Origin of the sequence: Streptomyces sp. NBC_00289 (genome assembly GCF_041435115.1) — a bacterium.
Taxonomy (GTDB): Bacteria; Actinomycetota; Actinomycetes; order Streptomycetales; family Streptomycetaceae; genus Streptomyces.
The window spans coordinates 3,816,190-3,830,614 of record NZ_CP108046.1; the positions used below are offsets into that span (position 1 = coordinate 3,816,190).

The following is a 14,425-nucleotide window of genomic DNA, read 5'->3' on the forward strand; positions in this document are numbered from 1 at the left end:
GGCATCCATCCTGCCGCAGGCCGAGAGTCGGCGAAGCACCGAGGCCCGAACCGCTCTCGGTGTCTACGCTGGGTGGTGTTGTCGGGCAGTCGCGCCGTCGGAGAGAACCGGCGGCCTTACCAGCCGAGGATTCCCGTGAGTGACACCCCATTCGGATTCGGCCTTCCGCCGGAGGAGCCGGACGACGGCGACGAGGGCAAGAAGAAGGACCAGGAGAGCGGTGGTGGTCAGGGACCGGCCAACCCGTTCGGTTTCGGCGGGCTGCCCGGTGCCGGAGGCTTTGGCGGCCCCGGTGCGGACAATCCGCTCGCCGCCATGTTCGGTTCGCTGAACCCCACCGACCTGGGCGCCGCCTTCCAGCAGCTCGGCCAGATGCTCTCTTACGAGGGCGGCCCGGTGAACTGGGACATGGCCAAGCAGATCGCCCGTCAGACCGTCTCCCAGGGCACTGCGGACGGCACGAAGGACGCGAGCGTCGGCCCCGCCGAGCGCAACTCCGTCCAGGAGGCCTTCCGCCTGGCCGACCTGTGGCTCGACGACGCGACCTCCCTGCCGTCCGGCGCCGGCTCCGCGGTGGCGTGGAGCCGCGCGGAGTGGGTCGAGGCGACCCTTCCCGCGTGGAAGGAACTCGTCGACCCGGTCGCCGAGCGCGTCGGCAACGCCATGGGCGATGTCCTGCCGGAGGAGATGCAGGCCATGGCCGGCCCGCTGATCGGCATGATGCGGTCGATGGGCGGCGCCATGTTCGGCACGCAGATCGGACAGGCTGTCGGCGTGCTGGCGGGCGAAGTGGTCGGCTCCAGCGACATCGGCCTGCCGCTCGGACCGGCCGGCAAGGCGGCGCTGCTGCCGTTGAACGTCGAGGCGTTCGGCAAGGACCTCGGCGTGCCGCAGGAGGAGGTGCGGCTGTATATCGCCCTGCGCGAGGCCGCCCACCAGCGCCTCTTCGCGCACGTGCCGTGGCTGCGCTCGCACCTGTTCGGCGCGGTCGAAGGCTACGCGCGCGGGATCAAGGTCGACACGGCCAAGCTGGAGGACGTGGTCGGTCAGTTTGACCCGCAGAACCCCGAGCAGTTGCAGGACGCCCTCCAGCAGGGCATGTTCCAGCCGGAGGACACGCCGGAGCAGAAGGCGTCCCTGGCCCGTCTGGAGACGGCTCTGGCGCTCGTCGAGGGCTGGGTGGACGCAGTGGTCCACGCGGCCGCGAAGCCGCGTCTGTCCTCCGCCGACGCGCTGCGCGAGACGCTGCGCCGTCGTCGTGCCACGGGCGGCCCGGCCGAGCAGACGTTCGCGACGCTGATCGGTCTGGAGCTGCGCCCGCGCCGGCTGCGCGACGCCTCGCGCCTGTGGGCGTCCCTCACGGACGCGCGCGGTGTCGACGGCCGTGACGGCCTGTGGGCCCATCCGGACATGCTGCCGACGGCGTCCGACCTGGACGACCCGGACGGCTTCGTGCACCGCGAGCAGTCCGACTTCTCCGAGTGGGACAAGATGCTCGGCGAGGCGGCGGACAAGCCCGACCTCAGGAAGAAGGACGACGGCGAGGCCAAGGGCGACGACACCGAGTGAGCCTGTACGACGACACCGTCCTCGTGCTGAAGGGTTACGAGGACCAGGAAGAGCTGCGCCAGGCCTACCTGGAGCATCTCGAGACGCACCCGGACGGCCTGTGGAAGGCCTGCGCGGACGGGCACATCACGGCGAGCGCGCTGGTGCTCGACCCGGAGCGCGGGCGCGTGCTGCTCACCCTCCATCGGAAGCTGCGGATGTGGCTCCAGATGGGCGGCCACTGCGAGCCGGGCGATGCCACACTGGCGGCGGCGGCTCTGCGCGAGGCGACGGAGGAGTCGGGCATCGCCGGGCTGTCCCTGCTGCCTGGCGGGCCGGTGCGCCTGGACCGGCACCCGATCCCGCCGCCCTGTCACCGCCACTTGGACGTCCAGTACGCGGTCGTGGCCCCGCCCGGAGCGGTCCAGGAGATCAGTGACGAGTCGCTCGACCTGCGCTGGTTCGCATACGACGAGGTGGCGGACGTGGCCGACGAGTCGGTGGTACGACTGCTCGAGGCGGCGCGAGCGAGGCTGTGAACCCCGGGCAGGTCCGGGGAGCGGGTATGGGTAAGGGGCGACCGCCAAGGTGGTCGCCCCTTACCCATGCCGTTGAACGGTCAGCTCCAGGCGTTGCCCTGGTTCTGTGCCCGGACCCCGTGCTGCCCCATCCCGAACTGGGCGGCCGCACCCTGCCCGACCTGGGCGTTCTGCGGCGGCAGCAGCTCACTGGGCTGGACCAGCGCATAGCCGCTGCCCATGAAGCTGAGCTCCCAGCCCTCACCGGTGTTGCCGCGGCGCCGCCACACCCCGGAGGTGTGCGTCTGGGCCTGCATCTGTACACGCAGGCCGGTCGACCAGGCGACGATCGCGTCGGCGTCGCAGTTGACGTACTTGTCGGGCGTCACCTGCATCATCAGCGGCGCGCCCGAGGTCATCAGGGCGACCCTGCCCCGGCCGGTGATGTTGAGCTGGTACTTCCCCGAGCCGGAGATGCCGTACAGGCTGTCGACCGCGATCACCTCGTGGTGCAGCGAGGAGTCCATCGCCAGCACGTAACTGCTGTCGACCGTCAGCCCGTCCTGTTCCACGTCCACCACGTGGACGTGCTGGGCGAGGTTGGCGAGGTACACCGTGCCCTGCCCGTGGCAGCGCATCAGGTCGAGGCCCTCACCCGTGTACGCACGCGCGCGGCCCTGGTTGTTGCTCTGGTACTCGGCGTCGAACTCGACGAGACCCTGGTAGGCGACCATCGTGCCCTTGCGGGCGAGGATGTCGTCGTGGCCCTCCATGACGACGCGCAGCATCTGCTTGCTCTGCAGACTCCAGCGCTCCTGGGTCTGCTGGTCGTTGAAGGCGAAAAGCGGGCTCTGCATGGTGGTGATCCCCTCAGCCCCGGAGCCGGAGACGGTCGGTGCTGTCCTCACTGGGCTGGACGACGACGATGCCCTGACCGGAGAAGGCCATCTGGTAGGCCTCGCCGCTGCCCCGGCCGATGAGCGACTGCGCCTTGAAGCTGCGCTTGCCCTTCACCTTGAGGTTCGGGGACCAGGCGACGAGGGCGTCCGGATCGACGTACGTCTCGTCGTCGCCACCGCCGCAGTCGACGACGATCGGCTTGCCCCGGGAGGTCAGCGCGACCCAGCCCTGCCCGGAGATCTTCGTGTTCCACAGGCCCTGCCCGGCGAACTTCGCGAGACCCTTGACCCGCTCGACGCCCCACGTGAGGTGCGCGTCGAAGGCGAGCAGGTTGGTGGCGTTGACGGAGATCCCGTCGCCGTTGAGGTTGATCACGACGACGTTCGCGCCGTAGTCGGCAAGGTAGAGCAGGCCGTCGCCGGAGCACTTCATCAGCGGCGCGCCCTCGCCGGTGACCCAGTCACGGGCGATCTGGCGGACGGCCGGCGGGTTCGGTTCGTACTGGACGAAACCCTCGTAGGCGACCATCGACCCCACGCGCGCGAGGAGGTCGCTTCCGGTCTGCATGGCGACCTTCAGCATGTGGTTGCCGTGGTTCTCCATGCGGGCGGTGACGGGTGCGGGAGCGTAGCCCGCGAGCGGCTGGTTCATGACGGGCTCCCCTAGACCTCGTACGGCTGGACGACGATGAAGTTGCCGGGCGCGCCCCGGAACTGGAGGTTGACGCTCTCTCCGGTGTCGCCGGGGTAGGCGTTGCGGCGCATCCGTACCTGGCTGGAGACCACCACCTGCGAGGCGGCAGACCAGGCGACCACGGCGTTGCAGTCGGCGAAGGTCGTGGGCGTGACCGGCAGCACCACGGGCGTGCCGTGCGTCTTGACGATGATCGTGCCGGTGCCCTGGAACTGCATCGTGAACAGCGCGCCACCGGGGATGCCGTGTCCCTCGACGCGACGGACCTCGTACTGGAGGCTCTCGTCGAAGGCGAGAACGTTCTCGGCGGAGACGCAGATCGCGTCGCCCTGGAGCTCGACGGGGTGCAGATGGGTGGAGTTCTCGGCGAGGAACACCTGGCCCTGGCCGGTGCAGCGCATCAGCTGCATCTCCTGACCGGTCGCGTTGCCCACGATCCGGCCGGAGAACCCGGCGCCCTTGTAGCTGAAGTCGACCTTGCCCTGGTAGAGCACCATGCTGCCCTGCCGGGCGAGCACGGGCTGGCCGCCGACGCCCAGGTCGACCCGTACGAGCTTCTTGTTCTGCTGCGTCCAGCGCTGCCCGGTCGGCGTCTCCTTGAACTGCTGGAGCGCGGCCGTGACACCGGCGCCCTGCGGGGCACCCTGGGGGACTCCCTGCGGCGCCCCGTAGGGGGCCGCCTGCTGGCCGGGGACCTGCCCGAACGGGGGCTGCTGGCCGTAACCCGGAGGCGGGGTCGGCTGCTGGCCGTAACCCGGAGGCGGAGTCGGCTGCTGGCCGTAGCCGGGGGGCGCGGTCGGTGCGTGGGGCGCCGGCGGCTGTCCGTAGCCGGGCGGCATCGGGGCGGTCTGGCCCGGCGCCTGGCCGTACGGGGCCTGCTGGTGGCCCTGCTGTCCGTAGGGCGCGGGCGCCGGAGCGGGGGGCGGCACCTGGCCGCCGCCGGGCGGTGCCAAAGGCGCGATGATCGTGGGCGCCGCGTGCACCGAGGGTGCCGGGGCCGGAGGCGGCGCGAAGCCCTGGGCCGGTTGCGGCGCGGGGGCCGGAGCGGCCGGCGCACCGAACGCCGGCGGCGCCGCGGCCTGGGCGGGGGGCGCGAAGCCGGGAGCGGCGCCGGCCTGGGACTGCTGCTGCGGGGCGGGCGTCTCCTCCTCGGCGACCTCGCCGCCGAAGTTCTTCAGCAGCGCGTCGAGGCCGCCGTCGAAGCCCTGTCCGACCGCGGCGAACCGCCACACGTCCTTCAGGTAGAGGTCGGTCAGCATGACGGCCCGCTCGGTGGAGAACTCCGACCCGTTGAAGGAGTAGCGGGCCACCTCCTCGCCGCCGGCCACGATGCGGACGTATCCGGGAGCGATCTGCGACATCTGCCCGGCGCCGTCGAGCGTCGCCGTGAACGACAGTTTCTGGATCTGCGGCGGGATCCGGTCGAGCGTGACCCGGAAGGACTCCGTGTCGCCCGCCTGCGCGCCCAGGAGCTGGATGGACTCCTCGGGGGACTTCGGCTGGTTGAAGAAGACGAAGTACCGGTCGTCCGAAAGCCGCTCGTCGGCGTCGAGGCCGAAGCAGCTGATGTCGAAGGTCAGCCCGGGGCCGCCGATCTGCACACCTACGTACAGATCCGTGCCCGAGGTGAGGTCACTGATCTTGGCCTTGTGGCCGCGTTGGAATTCCCTGGCCATGCGTAACGACCGTCCCCCATCCGGAATGCGATTGCGTCGCGTCAGGCTAACGGCAAACTCGGACATCGGACGAGGTCGGTACAGAGCCGGTACACAATCCCCCGCCGGCCGGGTCCGGGCGCCGCTCCCGCCCGGCGGCCGTCACTCGCCGCGGGCGCCCGGCGGATGGGGCAGCCGGTCGGCGGCGACCACGCCCTCAAGGTAGCCGCGGGCCCGCTCGGTGCGCGGGTAAGCCTCCAGCAGCCGCCAGAACCGGGGCCCGTGGCCGGGCACCAGCAGATGCGCGAGCTCGTGGACGAGAACGTAGTCGACGACGTATTCCGGCATGCCCTGCAGTCGGTGCGACAGCCGGATGCTGCCCTCCGAGGGGGTGCACGAGCCCCAGCGCGTGTTCTGGTTGGTGACCCAGCGGACCGAGGCGGGCCGGGCCCGGCCGTCGAAGTACTGTGCCGAAAGTCGCTGCGCGCGCTCCGCCAGCTCCGCGTCCCCGAGGACCCGCTTGCTCTCCTGCGCGGCCAGCTTGTCGAGCATGACGCTCACCCAGCGTTGCTCCTCCGCCTCGGACATCCGGGCAGGAATGAGTACGACGGTGCGATCGCCCTCGCGGTACGCGGAGACCGTCCGGCGTCGGCGGGCGCTCCTGCGTACCTCGATCGCGCTCGCCCCCGAGCCGCTGGGCGGCTGGCTCGTCGTGCTGCGCTGGGGTGTTCCGGCGCGGTGCAGTGGGTCGGCGGACACGCCCCGACGTTACCCTCTGCACACGGGAGAAGTCCCGACTCCGGGACGGTTCGCTGCTGATCCGCCACCCAGCGTCTGATTCGTACGACGAATACCCACAGCCTGTGGATAACTTTCGGCACCCCTCGGCACGGACAGGCATGCTGGCTCTGGCCGGCGGAACTGCGAACGACTCCGTCCGACGTCCGCCCGGCCTCCGTCCCGCCTCCACCGGCGGACGGCACCTTTCAACGTGGGCGACCAGGGCTACGGGGGCCTGTCATGCATGCGATGGTTCCAATGGTGAAGAACGCGCTGCGGCGCGGCTGGCGCGATCTCAACACCGTGCAGTTCGGGATGACACCGGCCCACGCGATGACGCTGGGCCCGATGGACACGGCGACAGGCAGTTTCCTCGACCTGCTCAACGGCACCCGCGCGCCGGCCCTCCTGCGCGAAGAGGGGCGGCGCATGGACCTGCCCGGCAGCCATGTCGACGGGCTCGTCGAGCGGCTGGCGCAAGCCGGGCTGCTCGACGACGCCCGGGGCGGCGGACCGGCCGCCGACGCCCTGCGCGAGAAGAAGGGAGTCATGGACCGGCTGCGCCCGGATCTGGCCTCACTGTCCCTGACCACCTCCGAACCGGGCGACGGGCTCAGGCTGCTGGCCGCCCGGCGTTCGCTGCGCGTACAGGTCCAAGGCGCCGGCCGGGTGGGCGCCGTCCTGGCCGCGCTGCTGTCGGGGGCGGGGATCGGCGAGGTCGAGGTGCGCGACGGTGGCCGGGTCGAACCGTGGGACGTCGCTCCCGGCGGGCTGCCCGCCGAGTCCGTCGGTGACCGCAGGGACGAGGCCGCCCGGCAGGCCGTACGCCGGGCGGCGCCCGACCGTCCGCCACGCCGAGGTACCCGGGCGGCGGCCGGGAACGACGACCCGGGTCTGTCCCTGGTGATCCTCGCCCCACGCGACGACGTCGCGGTGTACGCGCCCGTCCCTTCCGCCGCCGAATCCCTCATCGCCGCCGGCACCCCCCACCTGTACGCCGGCGTCGTGGAGGCCACCGGGATGGTGGGTCCGTTCGTCCTGCCCGGCGAGACGGGTTGCGCGGGCTGTCTGCATGAGGAGCGCACCGACCGGGATCCCGCCTGGCCCCGCCTGGTCGCGCAGTGGAACTCCGGCGGACCCCGCCCGGTACGGCCCTGCGATGTGGCGTTGGCCACGACGGTCGCGGGGCTGGCCGCGGCCCACGCGCTCGCCTTTCTCGACGGTCGGGTTCCGTCCAGCGCGGGCGTGTGCTGGGAGGTCTCCCTGCCCGCTCTGCACTGGCATGCGCGCCCGGTCCGGCCGCACTCCGCGTGCCCGTGCGGGGCGGCGCAGAAAGGTAAGGGGAAACACACCGCCATGGAGGGGGGATCGCACGAGACAATGGCGGAGCAACGGCCGTCGACGGGGTCTCGCCGTAAGGCACACTCGGTGCGGTCGGCTGGGACTTGGAGGGCGCATGTCTGATCTTCCCCGGAAGGCGGTCACCCGGACCGCCAAGCTCGCCGCGCTCCCGCTCGGTTTCGCCGGGCGGGCCACCTGGGGGCTCGGCAAGAGAATCGTCGGGGAGTCCGCGGAGATCGTCGGCCGGGAGCTGCAACAGCGCACGGCGGAGCAGCTGTTCAAGGTGCTCGGCGAGCTCAAGGGCGGGGCGATGAAGTTCGGCCAGGCCCTGTCCGTCTTCGAGTCGGCGCTTCCCGAAGAGGTCGCGGGGCCCTACCGGGCGGCGCTGACGAAGTTGCAGGAGGCGGCCCCTCCGATGCCGACGCGCACCGTGCACACCGTGCTGCGCGAGCGGCTCGGCGCGGACTGGCAGGACCTGTTCCTGGAGTTCCAGGACAAGCCGTCCGCGGCCGCGTCGATCGGACAGGTGCACCGCGGGGTGTGGCACGACGGCCGCGAGGTGGCGGTCAAGGTGCAGTACCCGGGAGCGGGCGAGGCCTTGCTCTCCGACCTGAACCAGTTGGGTCGTTTCGCCCGGCTGTTGGGCCCCCTCATCCCCGGTATGGACATCAAGCCGCTGATCGCGGAGCTGCGTGACCGGGTCTCGGAGGAACTGGACTACGGCCTGGAGGCCCAGGCCCAGCAAGCCCACGCCGAGGAGTTCACGGACGACCCCGACGTCGTCGTGCCCGGCGTGGTCCACCAGTGCGACCAGATCCTGGTCACCGAGTGGATCGACGGCACCCCGCTGTCGGAGGTGATCGCCGACGGCACCCAGGAACAGCGCGACCGCGCCGGCCAGCTTCTGGCCCGCTTCCTCTTCTCGGGCCCGGCCCGCACCGGGCTCCTCCATGCCGATCCGCATCCCGGCAACTTCCGGCTCCTGCCCGGCGGCCCGGCGGGAAAGGACGACTGGCGTCTGGGCGTCCTGGACTTCGGCACGGTCGACCGCCTCCCGGGCGGCCTGCCGGCCACCATCGGCGCCTCCCTGCGCATGACCCTCGACGGCGAGGCGGAGGCGGTCTACGACCTTCTCCGCGCGGAGGGGTTCGTCAAGGAATCCATAAAGCTGGACCCCGACGCGGTCCTCGACTACCTCCTGCCGATCATCGAACCGGCGCAGGCGGACGAGTTCACCTTCACCCGCGGCTGGATGCGCAGCCAGGCGGGCCGCATCGCGGACCCCCGCTCCCCCGCCCACCAACTGGGCAAGCAGCTCAACCTGCCGCCGTCCTACCTCCTCATTCACCGCGTGACGCTGAGCACGATCGGCGTGCTGTGCCAGCTGGGCGCCACGGTGCGTCTTCGTGAGGAGCTGGAGGAGTGGCTGCCGGGATTCGTGCCGGAGGAAACCGAAGTGGAGACGGCAGGGGAGTCGGCCGTGGAGGCGTGACACCGGCGGGGCGCGCGCGATCCACCGCATCGCGTGCGTCCGGTGTTGCCGTGCCTACCACCAGGCCGAGTCGAGCCGCCCCTCGATCGCCCTGAGGTTCTCCCGGGAGCAGGCGTCGCAGAAGTACTGGCGGCTGCCGTTCTCCACGGAACAGACCCAGGTGGGCCGCGGAGCCTCGGCCGTGATGCCGCAGCGGGCGCACACGAGGAGCTGCGGCTGCGCGACACGGCCGCCTTCGTCACTGCCTCCGGGAGGACTCGTCACCCGGCGACGATAACGCCGGATCTCGCCGATCCGCGGGCACAACGCCCCGCGGGGGCCGGTCCGTGTGTACGGACCGGCCCCCGCGGGAGAGGTGTTGGGCCTACCGACCGGGAGGCCGCCACTTCTGTGGCTCTGTTACTGCATGACCGCGATCGCGAGCGCGCGACGGGCACGCAGCGAGGCGCGCTCGGCCCGGCGCTGCATCCGGCGAGCGGTCACCAGGCGGATGGCCCGGCGTTCCTGCTCGGCCTCGTGCAGCCGGTCGTGCATATGCGCACGAGCCAGGGCTTCTGGAATGAGTTGCATCTCTCGGGTCCTGTTCTGGCGCGAGTCGTTCGCGCCCCTGGTGGTGAGGTCTTCAGGCGCGAAGCCTGCGGGCTCGTGGGTGAACGGCTTCATCGGGGCCTGCTTCTTGGGGTCGTGCGTGAAGGGACGGTCGATCGTTCCTGCGGTGTTCATGCCGTGACCGGGTTCTTGCGCGGGCGGCCACGCGGCCGCTTCCGGGCGACGACGACACCCTGGACGAACAGCTCGCCACCCCAGACACCCCAGGGCTCGCGCCGCTCCTTGGCACCGGCGAGGCACGCCTCGACCAGCGGGCAGGTACGGCAGAGGGACTTGGCGTACTCGACGTCGGCCGGCGACTCGGCGAAGAAGACCTCCGGGTCGTAGGAACGGCAGGGGACGGGTACGCCGAGGTTCTCGATGGCGTCGTCGAGCGCGGTGAGCGCCGTGAGCGGGATCAAGGTGCAGTCCTCCGTGAGGCCGGGCGGGGGGATCGTTTCGGAAGGCGGTACGGACGGGGCGTGCGCTTCGAGTTGCACGGTTGGTTTTCCTCGTCTGGTCGTGCCGGCCCTGTTGGGCCGGTTGGCGGCGTGGTACCGGGTTCTTTTCTTGTTCCGAAGCCCCTTCGCTCCGTCGTCCCCGTTCGGGGAAAACAGAAGGGCCGCGGATCCCGGGTGGGGTTCCGCGGCCCTGAAGGCGCCGGCCTGATCAAGATCAGGCTGGATCACTCCAGGGTTCTGGCCCACGGAAGGCCCACATCAGGTGGTGCTGCGTCTGCTCCCGGTTTCCGGCACCGACTGCCGTAAAGGCATAGGCATGCGCCTTGGCCGCTACTGCTTCCAGTGCCTTGGTCGGTCGCTCATTGCGCTCACGGACGGGAAGACCCGCCAGAGACACGGAGGACGCCAGACGGCCGGCGGGGATGCCGGACACACTGGTGCCCAGGCTCGAAACGCCGAGCAGGCACACGGAGGCGACCGAGCGATCGGTCATTTTGACGACACTGGCGGAGCTGGTGTTGATGGTGATCACTGGAATCGCCTCCTCTCGGCGTATCGGGGGACTGGGGGTGAGCCAGTCCGACGGATATGCAAGTACAGCACGGAATCGGGGCCTTCGAGAAGGCCTCCGTCCCCGTGGCTAAGAACCTATGGGGATTGCCGGGGCATGCGCAAACTATTTTTTCGACGAGTTCGCGTCAGTCCCCTTCGTCCTGTTCCGCGGGCTCCTGACCGGCGCAGAGGGCCAGCACATCGGCTCCGTAGCGGTTGAGCTTGCGGACGCCGACACCGGGGATCCGCGCCAGTTCCCCCTCCTCGTCGGGGGCCGCCTCGGCGATCGCCATCAGGGTCTTGTCGGTGAAGACGCAGAAGGCCGGCTGTCCGCTGCGCTGCGCCATCACCGCGCGCCACTCGCGCAGCCGCTCGTAGAGTCCCTCGTCCATGTCGGTGGGACAGTCCTCGCAGCGCATCAGCTTCAGCTCACCGGCGTCGGTGAGGGTGCGCCCGCACACCCGGCAGCGGGCCGGTCTGCGCTGGGTCCGGCGCGGAACGGCGCCCGGTCTGCTCGGGAAGCCGCGCTCGACGCCTCCGGTGCCGAGCGCGCCGGTCCGTCCGGCAGCGGCGGTCGAACCGGGGCGCAGCCCGTCGAGGAAGCGGCTGGGGCGGCGGCTGGCGCGGCCGCCGGGCGAGCGGGCGAGGGCCCAGGAGACGTGGAGTCGCTCCCGGGCCCGGGTGACGCCGACATAGAGGAGCCGGCGCTCCTCCTCGATCTGCTCGTCGGTCTTTGCGTAGGTGATCGGCATCATGCCCTCGGCCACGCCGACCAGGAAGACGACGTCCCACTCCAAGCCCTTGGCCGAGTGCAAAGAGGCGAGCGTGACGCCCTGGACGGTCGGGGCGTGCTGGGCGTTCGCCCGTTCGTCCAGCTCTGCGACCAGGTCACTCAGGGTGGCGCCGGGTTTGGCGGCGGCGAAGTCCTGCGCGAGGTGCACCAGGGCGGCCAGCGACTCCCAGCGCTCGCGCACGGCGCCGGAGCCGGCCGGGGGCGAGGTGGTCCAGCCCTCGCCCGACAGCACGGCGCGCACCTCGGAGGGCAGGTCGACGGCGTCGTCGAGCAGGGAGTCGTTGGCGCCGAAGCGGGCCGCGCCGCGCAGCGCGACACCGGCCTTGCGCACCTCGGGCCGGTCGAAGAACCGCTCGGCGCCACGCAGCTGGTAGGCCACCCCGGCATCGGCGAGGGCCTGCTCGTAGGTCTCGGACTGGGAGTTGGTGCGGAAGAGGACGGCGATCTCGCTCGCCGGGACCCCGGAGTCGATGAGCTCGCGGATACGGCGGGCCGCACCTTCGGCCTCGGCGGGTTCGTCGGGGTACTCGCAGTAGACGGGCTCGGGCCCGGCGGCGCGCTGGGAGACCAGCTCCAGGCGGTGGTCGGCGGCGCGGCCCCGGGCCTGGGCGAGGAGACCGTTGGCCAGGTGGACGACCTGGGGGGTGGAGCGGTAGTCGCGGACCAGCTTGACGACGGTGGCGCCGGGATGGCGGGCACGGAAGTCGAGCAGGTGGTCGGGAGTTGCTCCCGTGAACGAGTAGATGGTCTGACTGGCGTCGCCGACCACACACAGGTTGTCCCGGTCGCCGAGCCACAGGTCCAGCAGACGCTGCTGGAGCGGGCTGACGTCCTGGTACTCGTCGACCACGAAGTGCTGGTACTGGGAACGGACCTGCTCGGCGATGTCGTGCCGGTCCTGGAGAACCGCGACGGTCAGCAGCAGGACGTCCTCGAAGTCGATGACGGCGCGGTCCCGCTTGAGGTCCTCGTAGGCGGAGTAGAGCTGGGAGATCTCGGCCGGGTCGCGCGGGACCTCTCGGCCGGCTTTGACGGCCGCGAGCGGATAGTCGGCGGGGACGGTCTGGGTGACCTTCGACCATTCGATCTCGCCCGTCACATCGCGCAGCTCGCCCCGGTCCAGGCGGATGCGGCAGGCGGCGGCCGCGTCCGCGACGAGCTGGATCTTGCGGTCGACGAGCCGGGGCATGGAGCCGCCGATGGCTTTCGGCCAGAAGTACTGGAGCTGGCGCAGTGCGGCCGAGTGGAAGGTGCGGGCCTGGACGCCGGCGGTGCCGAGTTGGCGCAGCCGGCCGCGCATCTCTCCGGCCGCGCGGTTGGTGAAGGTGACGGCGAGCACGCTGGAGGGCTGCAGGATGCCGGACCGCACCCCGTAGGCGATGCGATGGGTGATCGCCCTCGTCTTGCCCGTGCCGGCGCCCGCCAGCACGCACACCGGGCCGCGCAGGGCGGTGGCCACCTCGCGCTGCTCGGGGTCGAGCCCTTCGAGCACCGCGTCGGCCGAGTCCGGTACCTGCGGGAAGAGCGTGGAGTGCGTTGCTGCTGTCACACCGCCATGCTGCCAGGTCGACGGAGACAGGTGAGCCGGTTGTCCACAGGCGGACCCCCGTAGTCGTACTAATGCGGCAGGCGTCACGTGCCACCGGGTCCGCCGATGCGGCCGGCGTCACGTGCCACCGGGTCCGCCGATGCGGCCGGCGTCACGTGCCCCGGTCCCGCGCGCGGGAATGGTGGCACTTTCACATACGTTCCCTGACTGCGACCCCACACCCCAAGCCGCAAAGGAGCGCGAGCGACATGCCGGGCACTGTGACGATGTACAGCACCACGTGGTGCGGCTACTGCCGTCGGCTGAAGAGCCAGATGGACCGCGAGGGCATCACGTACAACGAGATCAACATCGAGCAGGACCCGGATTCCGCGGCGTTCGTGGAGAAGGCGAATGGCGGAAACCAGACGGTTCCGACCGTGCTGTTCCCGGACGGCTCGACGCTCACGAACCCTTCGCTGGCCCAGGTCAAGCAGAAGATCAGCGTCTGAACCGCCGCGCGGTTCGCGGAAAGGGCGGCCCCTGAGGTGTCTCAGGGGCCGCCCTTCCTGCTGTCGTGCCTCAGACGAAACCGCGTGTCGGCAGGGGCTTGCCGTACCAGAGCTCGATCAGCCGGGCCGCGATGGAGATGCCGTACGGCGGCAGGACCTCGCCCGACTCGAAGGCTGCGCCCAGGTCGTCGCGGGAGAACCAACGGGCCTCGTGGATCTCGTCGCCGTCCACGTTGATGTCGGTCGAGGTGGCGCGGGCCATGAAGCCCAGCATGAGGCTGGACGGGAAGGGCCAGGGCTGGCTGGCGACGTACTCGACCCGGCCGACGGTGACGCCGGCCTCCTCGAAGACCTCGCGGCGCACGGACTGCTCGATGGACTCGCCGGGCTCGACGAAGCCGGCGAGCGTGGAGAAGCGTCCTTCGGGCCAGTGGACCTGGCGGCCGAGGAGGATGCGGTCGTCCTCGTCGGTGACGGCCATGATCACGGCGGGATCGGTGCGCGGGTAGTGCTCGGCGCCGCACGCGGGGCAGCGGCGGATGTGACCGGCCGCGGCGATGACCGTGCGCTCGCCGCAGCGGGAGCAGAAGCGGTGCAGGCGCTGCCAGTTCTCCAGGGCGACCGCGTGCACCATCAGACCCGCGTCACGGGGTGACAGGAGCAGGCCGGCCTCGCGCAGTCCGGCCGGGCGCGCGGACTGGTCGATGCGGCCGGGCAGCGCGTCCTTCTGGAGGGCGAAGTAGCTGACGCCGTCCTCGTCGGAGCCGAGGAAGTAACGGTGTGCCTCGGTGAGGGGGGCTTCGAAGGAGGGGGTCATGACGAGTTCGGTGCGCCCGTCAGGCGTCTCGTCTATGAGGACCTGACCGCCGGAGACCACGAAGCAGCGGGTGGTGGGGTGGCTCCAGGCCGCCGCGAGCCAGGCCTCGTCGAGCCGGTGGTGGGCGGCTCGGTCGATGCCGCTCGGGGCGGTGAGCGAGATGGGTCGGTCGGCGGTGTGGTCGGTCCAGGTGGTCACGGGTGCTTCCAACTCCCCCGGTGGAACGGGCGTTTCGGACTGCGGTTCG

Annotated in this window: 15 protein-coding genes; 5 read left to right on the plus strand and 10 right to left on the minus strand. The window is 71.0% G+C overall.

Annotated features, from left to right (window positions below; all coding sequences use genetic code 11):
* Positions 1-135 precede the first annotated feature (135 nt).
* Both OG985_RS17300 and OG985_RS17305 read left to right on the plus strand, forming a co-directional pair.
* Positions 136-1,569, plus strand: a complete 1,434-nt coding sequence (locus OG985_RS17300; RefSeq protein ID WP_371669236.1) for a zinc-dependent metalloprotease — start codon at positions 136-138, stop codon at positions 1,567-1,569.
* A complete protein-coding gene (locus tag OG985_RS17305) occupies positions 1,566-2,087 on the plus strand; it encodes an NUDIX hydrolase (protein WP_371669237.1) in 522 nt (173 codons plus the stop codon). The genes OG985_RS17300 and OG985_RS17305 overlap by 4 nt, the downstream gene beginning before the upstream one ends.
* 80 nt (positions 2,088-2,167) lie before the next feature.
* Here the strand turns inward: OG985_RS17305 and OG985_RS17310 are convergent, their stop codons facing one another.
* The 4 genes from OG985_RS17310 to OG985_RS17325 all read right to left on the minus strand — a co-directional run bounded on the left by OG985_RS17310 (position 2,168) and on the right by OG985_RS17325 (position 6,073).
* A complete protein-coding gene (locus tag OG985_RS17310; protein ID WP_371669238.1) occupies positions 2,168-2,923 on the minus strand; it encodes an AIM24 family protein in 756 nt (251 codons plus the stop codon).
* Between the two features lie 13 nt (positions 2,924-2,936).
* The gene (locus tag OG985_RS17315) at positions 2,937-3,617 is read right to left on the minus strand and encodes an AIM24 family protein (RefSeq protein ID WP_371669239.1); all 681 of its coding nucleotides are present in this window, start codon (positions 3,615-3,617) and stop codon (positions 2,937-2,939) included.
* Between the two features lie 11 nt (positions 3,618-3,628).
* Positions 3,629-5,335 (minus strand): TerD family protein, encoded by a 1,707-nt coding sequence (locus tag OG985_RS17320; RefSeq protein ID WP_371669240.1) that lies wholly within the window; start codon positions 5,333-5,335, stop codon positions 3,629-3,631.
* 141 nt (positions 5,336-5,476) lie between these two features.
* A complete protein-coding gene (locus OG985_RS17325) occupies positions 5,477-6,073 on the minus strand; it encodes a M48 family metallopeptidase (protein WP_371669241.1) in 597 nt (198 codons plus the stop codon).
* Between the two features lie 270 nt (positions 6,074-6,343).
* Between OG985_RS17325 and OG985_RS17330 the strand changes: the two genes are divergently transcribed.
* Positions 6,344-7,558: a TOMM precursor leader peptide-binding protein gene (locus OG985_RS17330; protein ID WP_371669242.1), complete on the plus strand. Its 1,215-nt coding sequence runs from the start codon at positions 6,344-6,346 to the stop codon at positions 7,556-7,558.
* Positions 7,551-8,927, plus strand: coding sequence for an ABC1 kinase family protein (locus tag OG985_RS17335; RefSeq protein WP_371669243.1), 1,377 nt, complete (start codon positions 7,551-7,553; stop codon positions 8,925-8,927). Before OG985_RS17330 ends, OG985_RS17335 begins: the two co-directional genes overlap by 8 nt.
* Positions 8,928-8,981: 54 nt before the next feature.
* Here OG985_RS17335 and OG985_RS17340 read toward each other — a convergent pair whose 3' ends face one another.
* The 5 genes from OG985_RS17340 to OG985_RS17360 all read right to left on the minus strand — a co-directional run bounded on the left by OG985_RS17340 (position 8,982) and on the right by OG985_RS17360 (position 12,870).
* Positions 8,982-9,191, minus strand: coding sequence for a hypothetical protein (locus tag OG985_RS17340; protein ID WP_371669244.1), 210 nt, complete (start codon positions 9,189-9,191; stop codon positions 8,982-8,984).
* A gap of 135 nt (positions 9,192-9,326) precedes the next feature.
* Positions 9,327-9,650 (minus strand): hypothetical protein, encoded by a 324-nt coding sequence (locus OG985_RS17345; RefSeq protein ID WP_371669245.1) that lies wholly within the window; start codon positions 9,648-9,650, stop codon positions 9,327-9,329.
* Positions 9,647-10,015 carry a WhiB family transcriptional regulator gene (locus tag OG985_RS17350; RefSeq protein ID WP_371669246.1) on the minus strand — a complete coding sequence of 123 codons (369 nt, stop codon included), beginning with the start codon at positions 10,013-10,015 and terminating at the stop codon, positions 9,647-9,649. The genes OG985_RS17345 and OG985_RS17350 overlap by 4 nt, the downstream gene beginning before the upstream one ends.
* A 175-nt stretch (positions 10,016-10,190) precedes the next feature.
* Entirely contained in the window at positions 10,191-10,508 is a 318-nt protein-coding gene (locus tag OG985_RS17355) for a hypothetical protein (protein ID WP_371669247.1), read from the minus strand.
* 166 nt (positions 10,509-10,674) lie between these two features.
* Positions 10,675-12,870: an ATP-dependent DNA helicase UvrD2 gene (locus tag OG985_RS17360; RefSeq protein WP_371669248.1), complete on the minus strand. Its 2,196-nt coding sequence runs from the start codon at positions 12,868-12,870 to the stop codon at positions 10,675-10,677.
* A gap of 248 nt (positions 12,871-13,118) precedes the next feature.
* Between OG985_RS17360 and OG985_RS17365 the strand changes: the two genes are divergently transcribed.
* Complete coding sequence (locus tag OG985_RS17365; RefSeq protein ID WP_371669249.1) at positions 13,119-13,361, plus strand: mycoredoxin; 243 nt, start codon at positions 13,119-13,121, stop codon at positions 13,359-13,361.
* Between the two features lie 70 nt (positions 13,362-13,431).
* Here the strand turns inward: OG985_RS17365 and nudC are convergent, their stop codons facing one another.
* Positions 13,432-14,376 carry an NAD(+) diphosphatase gene (gene nudC, locus OG985_RS17370; RefSeq protein ID WP_371669250.1) on the minus strand — a complete coding sequence of 315 codons (945 nt, stop codon included), beginning with the start codon at positions 14,374-14,376 and terminating at the stop codon, positions 13,432-13,434.
* Between the last annotated feature and the right edge of the window lie 49 nt (positions 14,377-14,425).